General features: G+C 69.8%; 26 protein-coding genes. 8 read left to right on the top strand and 18 right to left on the bottom strand.

Translation table 11 applies throughout. The annotated features are described in order from the left end of the window. Nucleotides 1–54 precede the first annotated feature (54 nt). The 5 genes from JOD27_RS46580 to JOD27_RS13505 all read right to left on the bottom strand — a co-directional run bounded on the left by JOD27_RS46580 (nucleotide 55) and on the right by JOD27_RS13505 (nucleotide 4,838). On the bottom strand, nucleotides 55–1,179 hold the full coding sequence (locus JOD27_RS46580; protein ID WP_204762533.1) for an alpha/beta hydrolase family protein: 1,125 nt from the start codon (nucleotides 1,177–1,179) through the stop codon (nucleotides 55–57). A gap of 73 nt (nucleotides 1,180–1,252) precedes the next feature. Further along, on the bottom strand, nucleotides 1,253–1,834 hold the full coding sequence (locus JOD27_RS46585) for a TetR/AcrR family transcriptional regulator (RefSeq protein ID WP_204762534.1): 582 nt from the start codon (nucleotides 1,832–1,834) through the stop codon (nucleotides 1,253–1,255). Nucleotides 1,835–1,926: 92 nt separating this feature from the next. After that, nucleotides 1,927–2,085 (bottom strand): PNPOx family protein, encoded by a 159-nt coding sequence (locus tag JOD27_RS13495; protein ID WP_239566966.1) that lies wholly within the window; start codon nucleotides 2,083–2,085, stop codon nucleotides 1,927–1,929. Between the two features lie 53 nt (nucleotides 2,086–2,138). Beyond that, nucleotides 2,139–4,094: a WD40 repeat domain-containing serine/threonine protein kinase gene (locus tag JOD27_RS13500; RefSeq protein WP_204762535.1), complete on the bottom strand. Its 1,956-nt coding sequence runs from the start codon at nucleotides 4,092–4,094 to the stop codon at nucleotides 2,139–2,141. Nucleotides 4,095–4,217: 123 nt separating this feature from the next. Continuing rightward, a complete protein-coding gene (locus tag JOD27_RS13505; RefSeq protein ID WP_204762536.1) occupies nucleotides 4,218–4,838 on the bottom strand; it encodes a class I SAM-dependent methyltransferase in 621 nt (206 codons plus the stop codon). A 70-nt stretch (nucleotides 4,839–4,908) separates the two neighbouring features. On the opposite strand from JOD27_RS13505, the gene JOD27_RS13510 reads away from it, so the two are divergent. Both JOD27_RS13510 and JOD27_RS13515 read left to right on the top strand, forming a co-directional pair. Further along, nucleotides 4,909–5,817, top strand: coding sequence for an AraC family transcriptional regulator (locus JOD27_RS13510; RefSeq protein ID WP_204762537.1), 909 nt, complete (start codon nucleotides 4,909–4,911; stop codon nucleotides 5,815–5,817). Between the two features lie 75 nt (nucleotides 5,818–5,892). After that, nucleotides 5,893–6,363, top strand: coding sequence for a GtrA family protein (locus JOD27_RS13515; protein ID WP_204762538.1), 471 nt, complete (start codon nucleotides 5,893–5,895; stop codon nucleotides 6,361–6,363). 2 nt (nucleotides 6,364–6,365) lie between these two features. On the opposite strand, the gene JOD27_RS13520 is transcribed toward JOD27_RS13515, so the two are convergent. The 7 genes from JOD27_RS13520 to JOD27_RS13550 form a co-directional block, all read right to left on the bottom strand. Beyond that, nucleotides 6,366–6,611 (bottom strand): DUF2630 family protein, encoded by a 246-nt coding sequence (locus tag JOD27_RS13520; protein WP_204762539.1) that lies wholly within the window; start codon nucleotides 6,609–6,611, stop codon nucleotides 6,366–6,368. Next, nucleotides 6,612–6,917: a nuclear transport factor 2 family protein gene (locus tag JOD27_RS13525; RefSeq protein WP_204762540.1), complete on the bottom strand. Its 306-nt coding sequence runs from the start codon at nucleotides 6,915–6,917 to the stop codon at nucleotides 6,612–6,614. A 61-nt stretch (nucleotides 6,918–6,978) separates the two neighbouring features. Next, nucleotides 6,979–7,323 carry a VOC family protein gene (locus tag JOD27_RS13530; RefSeq protein WP_307830111.1) on the bottom strand — a complete coding sequence of 115 codons (345 nt, stop codon included), beginning with the start codon at nucleotides 7,321–7,323 and terminating at the stop codon, nucleotides 6,979–6,981. A gap of 242 nt (nucleotides 7,324–7,565) precedes the next feature. Further along, nucleotides 7,566–7,991 carry a hypothetical protein gene (locus JOD27_RS13535; protein ID WP_204762542.1) on the bottom strand — a complete coding sequence of 142 codons (426 nt, stop codon included), beginning with the start codon at nucleotides 7,989–7,991 and terminating at the stop codon, nucleotides 7,566–7,568. Then, entirely contained in the window at nucleotides 7,991–8,416 is a 426-nt protein-coding gene (locus JOD27_RS13540; protein ID WP_204762543.1) for a hypothetical protein, read from the bottom strand. The genes JOD27_RS13535 and JOD27_RS13540 overlap by 1 nt, the downstream gene beginning before the upstream one ends. A 44-nt stretch (nucleotides 8,417–8,460) precedes the next feature. Beyond that, nucleotides 8,461–8,826 carry a hypothetical protein gene (locus tag JOD27_RS13545; RefSeq protein WP_204762544.1) on the bottom strand — a complete coding sequence of 122 codons (366 nt, stop codon included), beginning with the start codon at nucleotides 8,824–8,826 and terminating at the stop codon, nucleotides 8,461–8,463. Then, complete coding sequence (locus JOD27_RS13550; RefSeq protein WP_204762545.1) at nucleotides 8,808–11,036, bottom strand: ATP-binding protein; 2,229 nt, start codon at nucleotides 11,034–11,036, stop codon at nucleotides 8,808–8,810. Before JOD27_RS13550 ends, JOD27_RS13545 begins: the two co-directional genes overlap by 19 nt. Before the next feature lie 181 nt (nucleotides 11,037–11,217). Between JOD27_RS13550 and JOD27_RS13555 the strand changes: the two genes are divergently transcribed. From JOD27_RS13555 to JOD27_RS45980, 3 genes are all read left to right on the top strand, one after another. After that, entirely contained in the window at nucleotides 11,218–11,556 is a 339-nt protein-coding gene (locus JOD27_RS13555) for a hypothetical protein (protein ID WP_239566967.1), read from the top strand. A 198-nt stretch (nucleotides 11,557–11,754) separates the two neighbouring features. Then, nucleotides 11,755–12,126 carry a PRC-barrel domain containing protein gene (locus JOD27_RS13560; protein WP_239566968.1) on the top strand — a complete coding sequence of 124 codons (372 nt, stop codon included), beginning with the start codon at nucleotides 11,755–11,757 and terminating at the stop codon, nucleotides 12,124–12,126. A 20-nt stretch (nucleotides 12,127–12,146) separates the two neighbouring features. Next, nucleotides 12,147–12,275 (top strand): hypothetical protein, encoded by a 129-nt coding sequence (locus tag JOD27_RS45980; protein WP_275591648.1) that lies wholly within the window; start codon nucleotides 12,147–12,149, stop codon nucleotides 12,273–12,275. On the opposite strand, the gene JOD27_RS13565 is transcribed toward JOD27_RS45980, so the two are convergent. Together JOD27_RS13565 and JOD27_RS13570 are read right to left on the bottom strand one after the other, a co-directional pair. Next, nucleotides 12,272–13,444, bottom strand: a complete 1,173-nt coding sequence (locus JOD27_RS13565; RefSeq protein ID WP_204762546.1) for a PP2C family protein-serine/threonine phosphatase — start codon at nucleotides 13,442–13,444, stop codon at nucleotides 12,272–12,274. The genes JOD27_RS45980 and JOD27_RS13565 overlap by 4 nt on opposite strands. A 51-nt stretch (nucleotides 13,445–13,495) precedes the next feature. Continuing rightward, the gene (locus JOD27_RS13570; RefSeq protein ID WP_204762547.1) at nucleotides 13,496–13,873 is read right to left on the bottom strand and encodes an STAS domain-containing protein; all 378 of its coding nucleotides are present in this window, start codon (nucleotides 13,871–13,873) and stop codon (nucleotides 13,496–13,498) included. A gap of 168 nt (nucleotides 13,874–14,041) precedes the next feature. Here JOD27_RS13570 and JOD27_RS13575 point away from each other — a divergent pair, with 168 nt between their 5' ends. Both JOD27_RS13575 and JOD27_RS13580 read left to right on the top strand, forming a co-directional pair. Continuing rightward, the gene (locus JOD27_RS13575) at nucleotides 14,042–14,251 is read left to right on the top strand and encodes a hypothetical protein (protein ID WP_204762548.1); all 210 of its coding nucleotides are present in this window, start codon (nucleotides 14,042–14,044) and stop codon (nucleotides 14,249–14,251) included. 47 nt (nucleotides 14,252–14,298) lie between these two features. Beyond that, on the top strand, nucleotides 14,299–15,234 hold the full coding sequence (locus JOD27_RS13580; RefSeq protein ID WP_204762549.1) for an anti-sigma factor RsbA family regulatory protein: 936 nt from the start codon (nucleotides 14,299–14,301) through the stop codon (nucleotides 15,232–15,234). Between the two features lie 59 nt (nucleotides 15,235–15,293). Here JOD27_RS13580 and JOD27_RS13585 read toward each other — a convergent pair whose 3' ends face one another. From JOD27_RS13585 to JOD27_RS13600, 4 genes are read right to left on the bottom strand one after another with little or no spacing between them, the layout of a single operon-like run. Next, nucleotides 15,294–15,743: a YflT domain-containing protein gene (locus JOD27_RS13585; RefSeq protein WP_204762550.1), complete on the bottom strand. Its 450-nt coding sequence runs from the start codon at nucleotides 15,741–15,743 to the stop codon at nucleotides 15,294–15,296. A 9-nt stretch (nucleotides 15,744–15,752) separates the two neighbouring features. Further along, nucleotides 15,753–16,163 carry a DUF2243 domain-containing protein gene (locus tag JOD27_RS13590; protein ID WP_204762551.1) on the bottom strand — a complete coding sequence of 137 codons (411 nt, stop codon included), beginning with the start codon at nucleotides 16,161–16,163 and terminating at the stop codon, nucleotides 15,753–15,755. Then, nucleotides 16,163–17,377, bottom strand: a complete 1,215-nt coding sequence (locus JOD27_RS13595) for an Nramp family divalent metal transporter (protein WP_204762552.1) — start codon at nucleotides 17,375–17,377, stop codon at nucleotides 16,163–16,165. The genes JOD27_RS13590 and JOD27_RS13595 overlap by 1 nt, the downstream gene beginning before the upstream one ends. 13 nt (nucleotides 17,378–17,390) lie before the next feature. Continuing rightward, nucleotides 17,391–18,146 (bottom strand): manganese catalase family protein, encoded by a 756-nt coding sequence (locus tag JOD27_RS13600; RefSeq protein WP_204762553.1) that lies wholly within the window; start codon nucleotides 18,144–18,146, stop codon nucleotides 17,391–17,393. 167 nt (nucleotides 18,147–18,313) lie between these two features. Between JOD27_RS13600 and JOD27_RS13605 the strand changes: the two genes are divergently transcribed. After that, nucleotides 18,314–18,991: an AfsR/SARP family transcriptional regulator gene (locus JOD27_RS13605; protein ID WP_204762554.1), complete on the top strand. Its 678-nt coding sequence runs from the start codon at nucleotides 18,314–18,316 to the stop codon at nucleotides 18,989–18,991. Nucleotides 18,992–18,993 lie beyond the last annotated feature (2 nt).

Below are 18,993 nucleotides of genomic sequence, written 5' to 3' on the forward strand. Positions count from 1 at the left end.
CCGCCGTGGTGCCTTCGCGCGTGTCGCCACCCGAGCCGCACAGCGGTCAACGACCTAGGGTGTGTGGATAGTGCGGGTGAGGAAGTCAGCGACCAGGTTCTCGTAGCGTTGGCGGTCGGAGTTCCACGACTCGACGTGGTCGGCTCCGGGGAATTCCTCGTACTGGATCTGCCAGCCCGTCGTCTTACCCGCCTCGGCGAAGTCCCGGTTCATCTGGGCCGGGGCCTCGGTGTCGGCGTCGCCCTGGAGGACGAGCGCCGGCGGTTTGACGGCCGGCGGGTATTTGATCAAGTCGAGGTGCTCGAAGTCGACGCCGGTGCGCCAGCCCATCATGGCGTCGGTCAGATGGACTGCGAACCGGGGCGCGCCGTACTGCTCGCCGCCGACGTAGGCGGACACCGCGAGCATGCTGGTGGTCGGCGCGTCCAGCACGATCGAGGCGGTCATCCCGGCCAGCGGGGAGCGGGCGAGGAATTGGCCGACGATCTGCCCGCCGTTGGACTCGCCGAGCAGCACCACCCTCCGCGCGCCGTGCTCCTGGGCGAACCGGACCGCCGATTCGACGTCCTGCCATTCGGATCCGCCCAGGTGCAGCAGTCCGTCCGGGGAGGCCGGGGCTCCCTCGTCGTTGCGGTAGGTGATGGCGAGCATCGGCAGGCCGAGCCGGTGCACGACCGGGGCGATCGGCATCACCGCCTTGCGGCGCCCGTTTTGACCGTGCACCCCGATCACCCACGTCGAGTCGTCCGGGCCAGTGGCCGGCACGTACCAGGCCGGAGCCGGGCCGAGCTCGGTGGGCACCATCACCTCCGAGTAGTCCAAGCCGAGCGTGGTCTTCGGATCCGAGGGCATCGCCCCGCCCACGTACACACCCGCGCCGATGGTCGGGAGCGCGCCGTCCAGCAGTCGGCGCTCCACCGAATCCGCCGTCTGGGACACGATGTCGCCCATCAGCGCCCAGCCGCCGTCCCAGGACAGCCAGTACGTGCCCCGGTGGCGTGCCGTCTTGGTGTTGGCGGTGACGACCACGTCCTTCCCGGCCCCGGCGTCCTTCACGGCCAGCACGGTCTCCAGGTGCTGTCCATGGTCCGGCACGATCTGCTGGCTCGAGGCCCACCACGAGACCCAGAAGGTCCCGCCGACCAGCAACACCACAAGGGCGGCTGCGGAGGGGATCACGATCCGAAGCCAGCGCCGCCGCATCCCCGGCCTGGCCGGTTCCGATGCCCCCGCGGGCTCGGGTTCTGGATGATCAGGCTCTGAGCCCATCGAGGACCCTCCGTCCGGTTCGCTCGCACAGTGCGCGAAATTCCTGCTCGGACAGACCGATCCGGCCGCCGAGGTAGAGCTGGACCAGGCCCTGCGTCTGCGCGGTGAGGGTCAGCGCCATTTCGAGGGGGTCGTCGCGGCGCAGCGCACCCTCCCGCATGCCCTGCTCCAGCGCCTGGGCGGCCGGCGTGAAGATCGGCGAGCCGCCATCGCGGAAATCCTCGGGGAAGCGCCTGGCCTGCGCCCGCTGCTCGGTGAGCAGGAAGGCATACAGGTGCGGCTGGCCAAGCGCGAAATCAAGGAAGTCCTGCAACTGCCCGAACAACCGCTCCTCCCATCCGCCCTGTTCGCCGCGCCGCCCCCAGCTCGTGGCCAGCTCGGCGAAAGTGGCCTCGGCGACCTCGCGCAGCAGCGCGTCCCGGTTCGGGAAGTGCGTGTAGATCGCCATCGGCGTGATGCCGGCGGCCTCGGCCACCCGGCGCATGCTCACCGCGGCGGCGCCCTCCGCGAGCAGAATCGCCCTTGCCGCCGAGGCGATCCGGTCGGCTGTCCGTTCTGCGGTCACGATCTACACTGTATAGGGAATCTACGGTGTACAGCTTGGCGTCGACGCCCCGGCCTGCGGGGCCGGGCCATCACGGTGGCGAACTCGGGCGTTCACCGGTTATGCGGCACGGGTGCGCCTCGCGTCGTGAGGATGACGACGGGCAGGCCCGTGTCCCACAGCGTGGTGCCCTGCGTACCGCCCGAACTCTCGTACAGCTCGACCTGGTCGCGGATCCACTTCGCCGGGCTCGACCCGTACTCGCCCTCCACGGATCAACCCGAATACCACGGGAAACCCCGAGGCAGATGCAGTTCCGTTGCGGCTACCGCTGCTTCAGCTTCCAGATCCGGATCGACTTGTCCGCACCGGCACAGGCGATCCGCTCCCCCTTCGGGTCGAACGCCACCGTCTCGATCCGGCCGGCGGCACCGACGACCATGGCGCGCACGGACTTCGACGCCACGTCCCACAACTGCACGGCGTTGCCGTGGCCCCAGGTCGCGATGGTCTTGCCGTCCGGGTGGTACAGGGCCTTGGTGATGATGTCGTCGCCCTCGGTGCGGTCGAGGACGACCTTGCTCTGACCGGTCGCCACGTCCCAGAGCTGCATGCTGTTCGTGCCGTCGTCGTCGGGCACCGCGAGGGTCTTGCCGTCCGGGGAGAACGCCACGCCACTCGCGGTCGAGTCGTTGATGGTCCTGACCGTCTTGCCGGTGGCCGGGTCGACGAGCTTGATCTCCTGGAACTTGGTGCCGCCGTAGGCGAGCAGCTTGCCGTCCGGGCTGAACGCGAGGTCGTCGCCGCCGTGGGCGTCGGTCAGGCCGATCTTGACCTTGCGGGTCGCCACGTCCCACACCTTGAGGCCGCCGGTGTGGGTCAGGCCGACGATCGTGTTGCCGTCCGGGTGGAAGCGCAGGCACTTCATGATCGACCTGGCGTCCTCCAGCGTGCCGATCTGCGTGCGGTCGGCGAGGTTCCACAGGAACGTGGTGCTGTCGCCGGTACGGTTGCCGCCCGCCGCGAGGATCTTGCCGTCGGGGCTGATCGCCACCGCGCACGACGAGGCGCCGCCGGGTCCGTCCGGGTTCTGGACCGTGCCGATGAGTTTGCCGGTCCCGGTGTCCCAGATGCGGACCACGGCACCGTCGATGCCGTCGTCGCCGCTGACCAGGATCTTGCCGTCCGGGGTCCACGCGATCGACGTGACCGTGTCCTTGTGGTCGGACAGCTGGATGTGCTCGGTGATGTCCTCGGGCCGGGCTCCTGACGAAGGCGTCGACTGCTCGGAGCCGCCTTCCTTGGTGGAGGCCTTCTTGTCGTTGCTGGTCGGCAGTTCCGCCGCGTCACCCTTGTTGCTCCGGGAGCTGAGCCACCACGCGGTGCCGCCGCCGATCGCCGCGACCGCACCCGCGCCGGCGAGCAGCATCGTGCGTCTGCTGACACCGGACTTCGCCGCCGGCAGCACGACAGGCGCACCGGCGAGCAACGCCTGCGCCTGGTCCACCGACGCGCGCTCGGCGGGGTTCTTGCGCAGCAACCCGCCCAGCAACGACGAGAGGTATCCGGCGCGCACCGGAGGCGGCGGCTCCTGGGTCAGCAGCATCGACAGCGTCGTCATGAAGTCCTGGCCCTGGAACGGGGGTCTGCCCTCCACGGCGGCGTACAGGGTGGCGCCGAGCGACCACATGTCCGTCGCCGGGGTGATCGGCGCGCCGGTGCCCTGCTCTGGCGCCATGTACGCGGGCGTGCCGACGATCGAGCCGTCGGTGGTCAGCGGGACGTCGCCGGTGAGCCGCGCGATGCCGAAGTCGGTGATCACCACGCGCTCGCCGGACAGCAACACGTTGGCGGGCTTGAGATCCCGGTGCACGATCCCGGCCTGGTGCGCCGCCCGCAACGCGCCCAGCATCGCGTTCGCGACGTGGGCGACCTGGTCGACGGGCAGCGCGCCGTGAGCCTTGATCGCGTCGGACAGCGACCCGCCCCGCACGTACTCCATCACGATCATGGGCGTGCCGTTGTACTCGACGACGTCGTGCACCGTGACGATGCCGGGGTGGTTCAGCTGACCGGCCAGCTGCGCCTCACGCATCGCGCGACGGCACAGCAACGCCCGCTCCTGTGCGTCGAGACCGGCGGACAGCAGCAGTTCCTTGATGGCCACCTCACGGCCGATGACCTCGTCACGGCCGAGCCACACCCGGCCCATGCCGCCGGTGCCGATCACCTGAACGAGCCGGTAGCGGTGGGCCACCAGGCTTCCCGTCGCATCTGTCACGGCGCGCAGCGTAGATGAGAACGAACCGCTTTTCGCGCGGGTCTCTCAAGTTCGGGAAACACGGGAAATGTTGGCGCACAAGCAACATCATGCGCGCTCAATCGGTCGACAATGGACCTGTCGCTAGTGGACTCTCGCGACCTCGATGCCGACCTCGCCGAAGAACCGCAGCTTCTTCGTCCGCGTCGGCTCGACGGTGAACCCCGCCGCGGCGATGCGCTTCGACACCGCGTCACCGACGTTGTCCCGCAGGTGTTCGTGCTTGTGGTCGTGCAGCACGGCGTCGGCGAGCACCAGCACACCGTCGGGCTTGAGCACGCGGCGCACCTCGGCGAGCATCTCGTCCTTCGACGCGGTGTCCAGGTGGTGTAACGCCAGGCTGGAGAAGACCCGGTCGAACGAGTGGTCTGGATACGGCAGCTCCTGGGCGTAGCCGCGGTCGAGCCGCACCGTCAGGCCGTCCCGCCGGAACTTCCGCTCGGCTCTGGCGAGCATCTTCAGGTCGGGATCGAGGCCGAAGAGCTCGACGTTGCGATGCCGCTTCCCCGTGGCGCGCAACAGGTTTCCCGTTCCGCAGCCGATGTCGAGCAGGTGGTGGCCGTCCCTCAGGCCGGCCAGCGCGATCATCTGTTCGTGCACTCCGCGCAACGCGGACACGCGGTGCACCACGTCGTAGAGCGGCAGCAGGTAGTGCTTCCCCATGCCCGGCAGATAGTCTCGCTCCTGGGACGATATTTCGGTCATGAACCCATTCTGGCGGGGATTTCTGCATGGTTTCTGTGCCGATTCGCGGTTTGAGTGGGACGATTTGACGGTGCGAACCCGGCGATCACCGCTGAACGGCGAGCCCGCGACCTACCGGTGGCGACCGGCGCCGGGTGAGCTGGCCGTATCGGCCATGCGACTGGAACACGACGCCGAGATCAACGGCGCGTTCGAGGCGCACTCCCACGACTTCCCCGGCATCGCCTACTTCCGCGCGGACGGCGGCATCGTTCGCTACGGCAAGAAGGTCAGGCACGTCGAGGCGGGCGACCTGTTCGTGATCGCACCCGGTGACGTCATGGGCCGGTCCGACCGCGACGATCTCGTCGGCGCGCAGGGCTGGGGCGTGTTCTTCACCGCCGACGCGCTCGGCCCGGACACCCCTGGCGCCCACCTGGCGTGGCGCACCCATCCGCTGCTGTTCCCGTTCGTCCGCGGCGGCGCGATCGGTGCGTTGCGGCTCAAGGTGCCACCACCGGACCGTGACGGCTGGACCGCCCGCATCGAGGCGTTGCACGACGAGTTGACGCACCGCCGCGACGGCTACCGCGAGGCCGTGTCGGCGCATCTCGTGTTGCTGCTGGTCGGGGTGTCCCGGCTGGCCGCGGACGTGGTCGGCGACCTGCGCGAGAACGCCGAACCGCTGCTCGCCGAGGTGTTCGACGTGATCGAACGGCGCTACCGGGAACCGTTGTCGCTGCGCGAGGTGGCGGCGGCGGTGAACATCTCCCCCGGCCACCTGACGTCCACGGTGCGCAAGCGGACCGGGCGGACCGTGCAGGAGTGGATCACCGAACGCCGGATGGTCCAGGCCAGGCGCCTGCTGACCGTCACCGAGCTGACGATCAGCGACATCGGGCGGCAGGTGGGCTTCCCGGACGCCGGGTACTTCGCCCGCACGTTCGGCAAGGTGCACGGCATGAGCCCGACGCGGTGGCGTCGCGTGAACGTGGGCTGAACTCCTGCGAACGACCCGGCGAGGCAGTACCGGTTCGCCGGGTTCGTCCTTCTCGATCATGGCAATGTCGACACCATGACCGGCAACACCTTGGCAGACAAAGGACAGCGGTTCCACGCGCTGATGGAAGCCGTCGTGAGGTGGCTGCCGTTCGGTCTCGCGGAGGTCGTCGCGCCGAGCTTCCTGGGCTTCGCGCTGATCAACGGGTTCACGTTCGCCGTCGACCTGTTGCTGCTCACGGCGTTCCGCAGCGGTCTGGGTCTGCCGGTGCCGCTCGCGTTCACCGTGGCGTACGTCCTCGCGTTCGGCCTGAGCTTCGTGCTCAACCGCGCGCTGAACTTCCGCTCGCACGCCCCCGTCGGCCCGCAGGCAGGCCTCTACGCGGTGGCGATCGTGATCAACTATCTGGCGTTCATCCTCGGTCTCGGCAGCGCGCTGACCGCGATCGGCGTGCAGTACCTCGTGTCGCGCGTCGTCGCCGGCGCCTGCGAGGCCGCCTTCATGTACAGCGTGATGCGCTGGATCATCTTCCGCGACCCGAGGTAGAGCTACTGCAGGTAGCCCTCGACCTCACCGACCGAACGAGCCGCGACACCCTCCGCGTCCTCGCCCTGATCGCGAGCCGACCGCCGGCGCCGCAGCAGGTCCCAGCACTGGTCGAGGGCCTCCTCCAGGGCGCGCAGCCGCGCGTGCTCCTCGTCCGTGGTGATCTCGCCGGCCGCGAGCTGCTCACGCAGCCTGTGCTCCTCGTCGACCAGTTCGTTGATGCGGCCGAGCACGTTCTCGTCGCTCATCTACGCCTGTCCCGTCTCGAATCGGCTGACCTTCCCCGACTCTACGACGAACCGCCAGTACGTGCGCATCTCGCCCCAGGTGTCGTTGCGGTACCGGATGATCAGCGACTTCCCACCGTCGGCTTCGGACTCGACCTCCATGTGCCCGTTGTCGTCGAAGATCTCCTTGTCCGTCCACGCGCGGAGATCGCGGTCCGTGCCGTCGTCGGACATGGTCGCTTCCGGCGTGAGCAGGTCGAAGAACGCGGTTCTGTCGCCCGCGTTCACCGCGGCGATGAAGGCGCTCACGGTCGGGTCGCTGGTCATGGTGCCCAGTCTGGTAGCAAACAGTCTTGTCGCAAACCGACCTACACCGCACGTGGAACGACTACGGCACGGCGGCCAGGGACAGGCTGTTGCCGTCCGGGTCGAGCACCTCGACGTGCCGGACACCGTTGGAATACGTCTCCGTCGGTCCGTGACGCAGACCGTGCCGGGCGATCCGGGCCATGGCCTCGTCGAACTCCGTCCCGCTCACCCCGAACGTGATCATCGACCCGCCGACGCGCTGCGCCCGCACCTCTCGGGCGTCGATGACGACGTACGCGTTCTCCCCCACCTGCCAGAGGTGTTCCTCACCGATGATCTCGTCCGCCTTGCGGCCGAAGAACACCTCGTACCACTCCATCGACCTGGCGAGGTCGCTCACACACATCACGCTGTACAGGTCCACCTGGTCCACTCCTCCCGTGTTCGGGAGGGTGGACCGGGCCAAGGCCCCGAACTCATCGCGTCAGCTCGTGCGAGGCAGCATCACGGTCGAAGGAACTGAAACGGTGGTGCCGACGGTCCAGACCCCCAGGCCGGACCGGCGGCACGTCCGCGAAATCCCCACCTGTCGAGCGTTGTCCCAGGCCCCTCACCGGGAAAGACGTTCGGACGACCCCGGACAGATCCGGACAGCCGGTCAGCCGGTCAGCCCACCCACTTGGAGCAACGGTCCTCACCGGGGCCGAGACACACGCGCGCCTCGAACCAGTCAACCACCACGTTGGCCGGCGCGGCCCAGACGACGTCAGTCTTCACGCCGACACCAGATGCGATGGCGATCGGTTCCTTGTAACTGACCCCGTTGTACTTGCCGTAGAGCACCCACAGCCTGGCGTCGAGGCCGTCGTCGGCGGTGTCCTTCACGTACGACGGCAGGCGCAACGTCACCGAACGCTCGGCGAACCTGCCGTCCACGCTCGTTTCGCCGCCGGACAGGCCCGCCTTGAGCACGAACGTTCCCGGCCGTGGCGCACCGGGATCGTAAACGGGATCACGGGCCGCGTCCGCTGCGGGCGTGACGAGCACACCGAGGACCAGGGCGGCGGCGACAGCCGCGGACATCCTCATCATCAGCCCACCCACCTGGTGCAGCGGTCCTCACCAGTGCCGAGACACACGCGCACCTGGAACCAGTTGACCACCACATCGGCCGGCCCTGTCCACACGACGTCCGTCTTCGCGCCGAGGCCCGAGGCGGTGGCGATCTGTTCCTTGTAGAGAACGCCGTTGTACTTGCCGTAGAGCACCCACAGCCTGGCGTCGAGGTCGTCGTCGGCGGTGTCCTTCACGTACGACGGCGCACGCAACGCCACCGAGTGCTCGACCCACTTGCCGTGCACCTCCGTCTCACCGCCGGGCAGGTCGACCTTGATCACGAACTTCCCCGGACACGGCGAGCCCGGATCGTAAACCGGATCGCACGCCGCTCTCGCAGCCGGCGCGACGAGCACGCCGAGGGCCAGGGCAGCAGCCATCGACACAGCAAACCTCTTCATGAGTTCCCCCCTCTGACCACGGATGTACCAAGTGCCGTGGCACCTCACAAGCCGTTCGGACGATCCCGGACACCCCGATATCCGGCCCTCGCCAGCACTTCCTCTGCCCGCAGCCGTGTTTCCGACGCCGCGGCCGCATCGCCCTGTGCCTCGTACGCCCTGGTCAGAGCCACGAGCGCGAGACCGGCCAGGATGCTCTGACCGGTGGCGTCCGCACGTTCGTGCGCCTGGGAAGCGTCGCTCACGGCGGCCTCGGCGTCACCGGCGGCGAGGTCCAGCCAGGCCAGCTCGACCAGTGCGTCGGCCACGCCGTGGCCGTAGCCGATCTCGACCGCCATCCGCCACGCCCTGCGCAGGTCATCCGTACGGCCACGAATCGCGGCGACCGTGATCAGCGCGTCGATCTCCACCCGGCCGGAGCCCTTGGCGAGGGCGAGCGCCTGGTCCGCGCACCGCAGCGCTTCCTCTGGCCGTCCGGCGTCGCGGTGGACGCGGGCGAGGTCGTCGAACGCCGCGGCCTCGCTGACCCGGTCCTCGTGGTCGTGGTTGAGCTGCCGCGCCCGTTCCAGGAAGTGCGCGGCCTGGTCGAGGTCGCGAGGTAGCGGTGCACGACACCGAGCGCGCCGAGCGAGTTCGCGGCGGAACGGGTCTCGCCGATCTCCTCCCGCAGCTCCACGGCGAGCTTCAGGTCGGCCGCGGCCTCGACCAGCCGGCCCAGCCGCATCTCGGTCAGGCCGAGGTTGCCCAGCGACCGCGCGCGCCTCGCCGTGTCGCCGATCTCGGTGTAGAAGGCCAGTTCGCGGCGCAGGCAGTCGGCCGCCTCCTCCAGCGAGCCGAGCTCGGAGTAGACGCCGCCCAGGTTGCCGAGTGTGCTGAACTCGCGGAACCGGTCCCCCGCCGCCCGGCTGAACTCGACGGCGCGCTCGAAGTGCGTGGCGGCGGACCGGTGATCGCCCGCGCCCCAGTGCGCGGTGCCCAGCGACAGGTGCATCGCGGCGGACGCGCTCGGATTCCCCGCCGCAGCGGCCAGGCCCACCCGAGCAACGGCCAGCCATTCCGCGGTGTGGCGGCGCAACCAGTAGCAGCCGCGCAGCGCGTCGGTCAGCAGCCACGCCATCGGTGCCTGTCCCAGCGACTCCGCCCGTTCGACGGCAGTGACCAAAGTGGACCGTTCCACGTCGAACCACTGCAACGCTTCGGTGGCATTGGCGAACGTGTGCCGCGGAGTGATGGTCGCGAGCACCGAGAAATCCGGGCGCACAGCGCGTGCCGCCGCCACGGCCAGGTCCAGGTACTGCGCGTAGAGACGGCCGATCGACTCGTCGGTGGCGTTTTCCTCTGCCGCATACCGTTCACGCGCGTAGAGGCGCAGCAGGTCGTGCAGCCCGTACCGGCCCGCTGACCTCACCTCGACCAGGTGCGCGGTGACCAGCGTACGCAGCGCGGCCTCGGCGTCCCTGCCGTCGAGCAACGCCGCCGCGGCACGGGCCGGCAGCTCCGGTCCCGGCGCCATTCCCATGCGGCGGAACAACATCCGCGCCACCGGGTCCAGCGCCGCGCAGGAGTGGTCGAACGTCGTGCGCACCGCGGCGTCGGAGTCGCCCTCCACCTCCAGCGCGGTGAGCCGGTCGCCCGCGGTGAGCTCCGCCATCAGCTCCGCGATCGTCTGATGTGGACGGTCGGCGAGGTTCGCTGCGGTGATCCGCAACGCCAGCGGGAGATAGCCGCACAGCCGCACGAGCTCCTCGACGGTCGCTTCCTCGCGCAGCACCCGTTCCGGGCCGAGCACGCCGATCACCACGGCCGGGGCTTCCTCCGGCGTGAGCACACCGAGTTCCAGCCGGTGCGCGCCATCGCGAGCGACGAGCCCTGCCAGGCGATGCCGGCTCGTCACGACCGTCATGCAGCCCGGCCCGCCGGGCACCAGCGGCCGCACGTGCGCGGCGCTCGGCGCGTTGTCCACCATGACGAGAACGCGCTTGTCCGACGTGATCGATCGGTACATGCCGATCATCGCGTCCTGCTGCAGCGGGATGTCCTCGCCGGGCACGCCGAACGCGCGGATCGCGAGCGCCAGCGCCTGGTCCGGGGTGACCGGCGGACCCGACGAGTAGCCGCGCAGGTCGAGGTACAGCTGACCGTCCGGGAACCGGTTCGCCACCTGGTGCGCCCACTGCACGGCCAGCGCCGTCTTGCCCACACCGGGAATCCCGCACACCACCGCGAGCCTGTTGCCACCCTCCAGCAGCGCGGTGAGCTCCTTGAACGCCTTGGCACGCCCGGTGAAACCCGGCACGACCGCCGGCAGGTGGCGCGGCACCACGGCCGAGGCGACCGGAACGCGGGCAGGTTCGGCCTGCACCCGGCGCCAGGCCGCGAGCCACGGCGCGATCTCGTCCTCCCGCACGCTGAACGCCCGCAGCAGCCCGCGGAACACCTCGAGCGTCGGCGCGGTCTTCCTGCGCGGGTTGAGCGCGTCGGCCAGGGTGCTGCGGGCGAGACCGGACAGCTTCTCCATCTGCCGCAACGAGGGATTTCCCGCCCACACCTTCAACGCACGCAGCTGAGCGATCAGCTCGTCGAGCGCGTGCGCCTCGTCAGGTCTCGGGCCGGCGGACATGCTTGAAGCCTAATGATCGCGCGATCGTGGCGTGGTGTTTGGCGTTCACAGCGGTCGGCCATCCCTCTGAGCTGCATCCGACGACCCGCGCAGAAACGCCTTCCCGTTGAAGATCCCGCGCGTCTGAAGTCCGCGCTCACGGGTACCCGGCGGTTTCCCCAGGCACGGAGGAGGCCACGACATGATCAGCCGCTCGCTTCTGCGGCAACTGCCCGCACGCGTCGCCGCCGGGGCGTTCGTGTTGCACTCAGGGCTCGGCAAGCGCAAGGCCGACGAGGACACGGCGGGAAAGCTGCACGGCTGGGCCTCGAGCACCTACCCGGTGCTCGGCAAGCTCGACGCACGGCGGTTCACCAGGCTGCTCGCCGCCGGCGAGATGGCGACCGGTGCGGCGCTGCTGATGCCGTTCGTGCCGGCGGTCGTCGCCGGTGCCGTGCTCACCGGGTTCTCCGGGGCGTTGCTCGGCCTGTACGCGACGACGCCGGGAATGCGGCGCAAGGGCAGCATTCTGGCCCACTGAGCAGGGCATCGGGCTCGCCAAGGACGTGTGGATGCTCGGCATCGGCCTGTCCCTCGTGCTCGACGGCGTGACGCGGGACTGACCCCCGGTTGATCCGTGAACAAGCCGGGTAGCCGATTCGTGTGACCGCAGACGACCAGGGAGGCTGAGATGCAACCAGTCCCGTTCGTCCCGTGGGTCTGGAGAGATCCGTCCTGGATGAACGAGCCCGTACCCGACGAGTCGAGGCCCGACGAGGCCGAGCTCGCCCGGCGCCCTGACACCGGCCTGATCGGCTACGAGGTCGAGGCGACCGACGGCAGCCTCGGCAAGATCGACGACGACAACGCCAAGGTGCCCAACGACTGCCTGATGATCTCCACGGGCCCATGGATCTTCGGGCGCACCGTCGTTCTGCCAGTGGGCACGGTGCAGCGCGTGGACCACAATGAACGCAAGGTCTACGTCGACCGCACCAAGGAGCAGATCAAGAACGCGCCCGAGTACGACCCGGACGACCACGAGGAGTACCGGCGTCGCACGGGCGAGTACTACACCGAGAGCTACCGCGCGATGCCGCCGCTGCTCTAGGCACCGAAGGGGGCCGCCCGATGAAGAAGGACGAGGACCTCAAGAGGCAGACCAACATCGAGCGCGTCGTGACCGCGCGGTCGGGCCTCGGCGTGCTGGCCGGGATCGCCGTCATCTGGGTGGTGCTGCGCTGGATCAGGCACGGCTAGAGCCCCTGCACGACCAACGACTTCCCGCGGTCGTGCTGCCACTCCACCAGCAGTGCGCTCGCGTCGTCCTGCAGCCGCCCGTTCTGGTGCTCGAGCACCGTGCGCATCAGGCGCCGCAACGTCTCGGGCGCAGCGCACCCGTCGGCCTCGCGGCGGATCACGAAGTCCGCGAACCGCCGCAGGCCGAACTGCCGGCCGTGGGGGTCCCGCGCCTCGACGATGCCGTCGGTGTAGAAGAGCAGGCGGTCGCCCGGTTCGAGATGTTCGTGGCACAGCACGGGTTTCGCGGGCAGACCGAAGCCCATCGGCGGCGCCGGACGGCAGCGCAACTGCCGCAGCCAGCGGCCCTGGCGGATCAGCAGCGGCGCGGGATGGCCGCGGTTCACCCAGCTCAGCACGCCGGTGCGGTAGTCGAGGGCGGCGAGCACGCCGGTGGCGAACCGCAGGCCGCCGAACTGCTCGTCGATCACCTCGTCCACGGCGACGCTGGTGTCGACCAGGTTCAGGCCGCGGCGGCGGTGGTTGCGGCACGTGCCGGTGGCCAGCGCGACGGTCAGGCCAGCCGACTGGTCGTGGCCCATCGCGTCGAAGATCGACAGGTGCACCACGTCGCCCTCGATCGCGTAGTCGACGGCGTCACCGCCGATGTCGTACGCGGGTTCCAGGACGGCGGTGAGCACGAGGCTGTCCGTGGCGAACGTGAGCGGCGGCATCAACGGCCAGACGACCTCGGACGCCACGGTCATCGGACGGGTGCGCACCAGGCGCTGGAAGGTGTCGCTGTGCGGTCGTTTGCTCACCAGCATGAGCGCGAGCAACGATGCCAACGCCTTCAGGTTGTCCACGGTGCACTTCGAGTCGTCGGGTGCGCCAACGCCGAGCACGCCCAGTCGTTCCGTGCCGTCGAGCAAAGGGATCCAGAAGTGATGACCGGTCGCCCGCGTGGTGGAGACCAGCGTGATGTCGCGGAACGCCCTGCCGGCGAGGCTCGCGTCTATCGGGAACGACCGCATGCCATCCGGAGCGAGCGCGACCAGCACCTCTTCCCGCAGGTCCGCGAGCAGGATCACCACCTCGGAGAACCCCACGGCGGCCGCACGCTCCCCTACCAGCTCGGGGAGCATCTCCAGGGTGACGAGGTGGCTGTCCTCGAGCAGGTTCGCGAGCATGGCGAAGGCCGGGTCCGTGGACGCTCCTCCTCTCAGTCCGGTGTGGACGGATCACACCAGGTCGGACACCTCGGGAGACGCCAGCGCGTCCGGCACGCACGACCGCACGCCCAGCGGCCCCGTGAGGTCCAGCACCTGCAACGGCCTCAGCACCACGGACGTGTTCGCGACCACCACGAACGCGCTGCCCTTGCTCCGGCACAGGTCCCGGTGGTCGAGCAACAACCCGATGCCGCAGGCACCGAGGAAGTCCACCGAGGTCAGGTCCACCACCACGGACGCGGGCGGGTCGACCGACCGCACCGCGCCGCCCAGGCAGTCGGACAACTCGTCGGCCGTTCTGACGTCGAGCTCACCGGTGACGTGGACGACGACCGCCGCGCCGATGTCCTCACACGAGGCGTGGAACAGAAGCTCGTCGGCACACATACGGCAACCTCTCGCCGGGGCGGGCACGACCGTCACGGGCTGGCTGCTCAACCCGACACGACCGTAGCGCAGTACACGTGGGTGTGCGGTCTGGTGGACCAGGCATCGTCGATCGTGCCGCATCTTCCCTCGGATGGACCACACAATGCGAGCGTAGGATCGGTCGTCATGCGCACGTCCGGTGTCACCGACGTCGTCGTCGGGCTGTCTCCGAACGACCATCTCCGCTGGTCCTTCGACGGTTTCGCCGACCTCCCCGCCGACGGTACGCAGCTCGGTCAGCGCGCCTGCCACGTCGCACGGTGTGACCACCTTGCCACCCATCCGGCGGAGGAACCCGCGACCACGCGCGCGGCGATGCGGGACGGTTTCACATGACCACGGAACCGTTCTCCGCGGTTCATCGACCGCCACGGCCTGGCGGAGTGCGTCCGACGACGGGCTTCTACCACGAGACTGCGTTCTACGACTCGGACGACGACTTCCTGGCGATCGCGGTGCCGTTCGTCGAGGGCGGTCTGCGCGCGGGCCAGCCGACGTTGATCGCCTGCGCGGAGAAGAACACGACACTGCTGCGCGACGCGCTGGGCGACGACGGCGCCGTCACCTACCTGCCGGGGGCCGACCAGTACGCCCGGCCGGCGGACGCGATCGCGAGCTACCGCGACATCTTCGGCGGCCTCGCCCAGGGCGGCGCGACCGAGATCCGCACGGTCGGCGACGTCCCGCACCCCGGCTTCGGCGTGCCGTGGGACTGGTGGGGCCGCTACGAGCACGCGGTCAACCAGGCGTTCGCGGAGTTCCCGCTGTGGGGCCTGTGCCCGTACGACACCAGGATCACGCCGGCGGACGTGCTCGCCGACGTGGCGCGCACCCACGAGTACGTCGCCACGACCGCGGGGGACCACCTGCCCAACCCCGACTTCGGCAACGGCCCGCCGCTCAGCCGTCCCGTGCCCGACGTGCTCGAACAAGGCCCGCCGCTGGTCTTCCTGGTCGACCCGACGCCGGCTGCGGTGCGGGAAGCGGTCAACGCGTCGATCAGCGGCATCCGGCTCAGCGAGGACGACGCGCACGACGTCGTGTACGCGGCGAGCGAGATCGTCACGAACGGGCTGAGCCACGGCGTCGGCCCGGTGCGGTTCCGGCTGTGGGCGGACGGGTCACGCGTGGTGGTGACGGCGACGGACCAGGGATCAGGCCCGGCGGATCCGATGGCGGGCCTGATGCCGACCACCGCGACCCGCTCGGCCGGTCTGGGACTGTGGATCCTGCACCGCACGTGCGACTACGTGTCGATGGGCCGCGACGAGGACGGGTTCACGGTCCGCGTGAGCGTCGGCGGTTCCGGCCAAAGGTAAGGCAGATCGTCCGGCACGACGGCGATGTCCTTGGCCGAGTACGGCAGGAACGTCTGCGTCTACAGCACGTACCGAGCGGCCCGCGCGGCCTGTTCCTTGTCGACGTGGACCTCGTACCGCTGCGCCTGCAACGTCATCACGCTGGAGAAGTCGCGCTGCCCGCGCGTGCTCCAGTGCGCGACGAACCCGAAGACACCGCCCCAGAACGCACCGATCGCCAGGCTGACCAGCAACAGCCACATCCACGCCGCACCGGCGGTGAACAGGCCGAACAGCAGCCCGACCAGTACACCGAACCACGCTCCGCTCGCCGCGCCCATGGCCGCCGCCCTGCCCCGCGTCATGCGCCCGGTCACCTGTTCGACGGTCCGGACGCCTTCGCCGACGATCCGCACGCTCTCGACCGGGAACCCGTCGTCCGACATCCGGTCGACGAGCCGCTGGGCCTCCACGTAGTCGGAGAAGCTCGCCAGCAGGCTCGACTCGGTCACCCTCTGTTCGATGTCCACCCGAAACGGCTACCCGCGCGCACGACGCGCAAACAGGAACCCGATCACCAGCAGCACCGCCCCCGACGCGAGAAAGCCCAGGTCGTAGGCCAGCTGGTCGGGTCCGGGGCGGACGTGGTGAAGCCCGAGGACCTGATGGTCGACGATCCCCTCGACCAGGTTGAACACACCCCACCCGGCGAGGATCCCGCCCAGCAACACCCGTTCCGGCAGCGGGGCGCGCCGGTTCAGCAGCGCCACCCCGATGAGCACGATGACCAGGCACAACAGGTGGAACAGCCCGTCGCCGACCATCATCAGCCGCATGTCCTCGCGCGGATACCAGCCGGACAGCATGTGATGCCAGCCGAGCAGCTGATGCGCCACGATCCCGTCGAGGAAACCGCCGATCCCGATCCCCAGCACCAGTGCCGCGATCATCAGCCGGCCACCGTCCGCACGAGCAGGAACAGGTTCAGCGCGGAGATCACCAGCGCCGCCGCCACACCGGCCGCCGTCACGCCACGCCGGTTCACGGACGCGCCCATCACGTCCCGGCGCCTGGCCAGCAGCACCATCGGCACCAACGCGAACGGGATGCCGAACGACAGCACGACCTGGCTGAGCACCAACGCTTTCGTCGGGTCGACCCCGAGCGCGAGCACCGCGAGTGCGGGCGCCATCGTCACGGATCGCCGCAGCCACAACGGAATCCGGCGGCGCAGGAACCCCTCCATCACCACCTGGCCGGAGTAGGTGCCGACGCTGGACGCGGCGAGCCCGGACGCGAGCAGCGCCAGCGCGAACGCGAGCGCGGCACCCGGTCCGAGCAGCCTGCCCAGCCCGGAATGCATGTCCTCCAACGACTCCCGTGGCGAGCCCACCTGGTGGAAGGCACCGGCCGCGACCACGAGCATGCTCACGTTCACCATCGCGGCGATGCCCAGCGCGACCACTATGTCGGTGCGGCTGGCCCGCAACACGTCCCGGACGTCGCCGGGCCTGTGGTGCCGCTGGGTCAGCGCGGAGTGCAGGTAGATCACGTGCGGCATGACCGTGGCGCCGAGCGTTCCGGTCGCGAGCAGCACACTGTCCACCCCGGCGAACCCCGGCACCAGCCCGGCCGCCGCGCCGGTGAGCGGGCCGAGATGCAGTGTCTGGTAGAGAAACCCGCCGAGCACGATCGCGAGCAGGCCGATGATCACCGACTCGAACCGGCGCCGCCGCAGCGGTGCCAGCGCGAGGATCCCGAACGACACCACGGCGGTGATGCCGGCCGCGGGCAGCAGCGGCACGCCGAACAACAGGTTCAGCGCCACCGCCGCGCCCACGAACTCCGCGAGGTCGGTGGCCATGGCCACCAGCTCCGCCTGCACCCACAGCAGGCCCGTCACCGGCCGTGGGTAGTGCTCGCGGCAGAGCTCCGGCAGGTTGCGGCCGGTCACGATGCCGAGCTTCGCCGACTGGTACTGGACGAACATCGCGAGCAGGCTCGCGCTGACGATCACCCACAGCAACAGGTAGCCGTGCGCCGCGCCGCCCGCCATGTTCGTCGCGAAGTTGCCGGGGTCGACGTAGGCGACCGCGACGACGAACGCGGGCCCCATGACGACGGCGGCCGACCGGACGCGAGCCGGCACCGTGATTCCGACCATCACCCACACCCCCTCACGTGAGCTTGCGGATCGCCTTCTCGATCAGCCCGAGGTTCGCCGGGCTGGTGGCGTAGAGCAGCGGATCGGGCTTCGGCGTGGATCCCTTGCCGCCCAGCGGTTCCGGCTTCATCACGTAGGAGAACTCGTGCACGCCGTCCGGTGCGGTGCCGGACGCCCAGCCGCCCTCGGCGCCCGCGGGCCCGTCGGAGTTGTGCCAGATCGTGCCCGCGTGCTCGGCGTGCTCCTCGTCGAACAGCGCGCTCGGCGAGATCGGGCCTTCGAGGCCGTCCTCCTGCAGTTCCTCGATCGCGGCGAGCCACATGTTCTGGTGCGCCGTGTCGCGGGCGAGGTTGAACTTCAGCATGTCGCGCACGCCCGTGTCGTCGGTCATGTTGTACAGCCGCGCGGTCTGCAACCTGCCCTGCGCCTCCGCCGCGACGTTGGCCCGGAAGTCGGCCATGAGGTTGCCGCTCGCGACGATGTAGCGGCCGTTCCACGGAACGCCGTTGCTGTCGGACAGCGTGGGCCCGCCGCCGCTCACGATCGCCTGCTGCGGGTCCATGCCGCCGATCACCGCGGCCACGACCGGGTCGCCGGCCACCGCCTGGGCGGTCACCTCGGACGGCGCGTTGTCGAGCAGGCGCGCGACCATCGTCACGGTCATCTCGCCGTACGCGCCGCCGATGAGCTCCTGGAGCTTGCGGGCGTAGTGCGCGTCCGGGCGGTCGGGCTTGGCCTCGAACTGCAACCTGCTGGTGTGCAGGAACATCTCGCCTCCCTTGCTCGGGGTTCACGGCGAAGCTAGGCAGCGCCCGTGACGCGAACGGCGCGGTGCGGCCACCCGCGCGACACGACCGCGTCACCGTCGCTGGTCAGGACGGAGCAATTTCGTCGCGGAGGTGTGTGAGCCCGCAACTACCGGGCACTCGGGCAACCATGACGCGGGTGCACATCCAGCTGCTCGGCGGCTTCCGGTTGGACTGCGGCGGGACAGGAGTCCACGTCGTGCCCGGCGCGCGCAGGCTGCTGGCGCTGCTCGCGTTGCGCGACTCACCGGTGCCGCGCCCGGTCGCGGCGGCACTGCTCTGGCCGGACACGACCGTACGCAGGGCGGGCGCGTGCCTGCGTTCGTCGTTGTGGCGGCTGGTGAAGCTCTCGACCCCGCTGGTCGTGGCCACTGAGGACACCCTGACGCTGGGGTCCGACGTCGAGGTCGACTTCAGGCGGGCGTGCGCGTTCGCCGCCGCACCCGGCGCGAGCCCGGAGGCGGTGGCGATGCTCAAAGCGGACCTGCTGCCCGGCTGGTGGCAGCCGTGGGTGCTGGCCGAGCGCGACTGGTGGCGGCAGGCACGGTTGCGCGCGCTGGAGGTGCTCAGCGACCGGTTCCGGTCGTGCGGAGATCATCACCACGCGCATCAGGCCGCGCTCGCCGCCGTGCACACCGACCCGTTGCGCGAGAGCGCGCACCGTACGCTCGTCGAGCTGCACCTGGCCGACGGCAACCCGGCGCAGGCCGTGCGCCAGTACCAGAGCTACCGCGCCCGGCTGCGGGCCGAGCTGGGCCTGGAACCGTCGAGGCACATCCACGAGCTCGTGCGGCCGCTGCTGCGGTGAGG

Origin of the sequence: Lentzea nigeriaca (assembly GCF_016907955.1) — a bacterium.
Taxonomy (GTDB): Bacteria; Actinomycetota; Actinomycetes; order Mycobacteriales; family Pseudonocardiaceae; genus Lentzea; species Lentzea nigeriaca.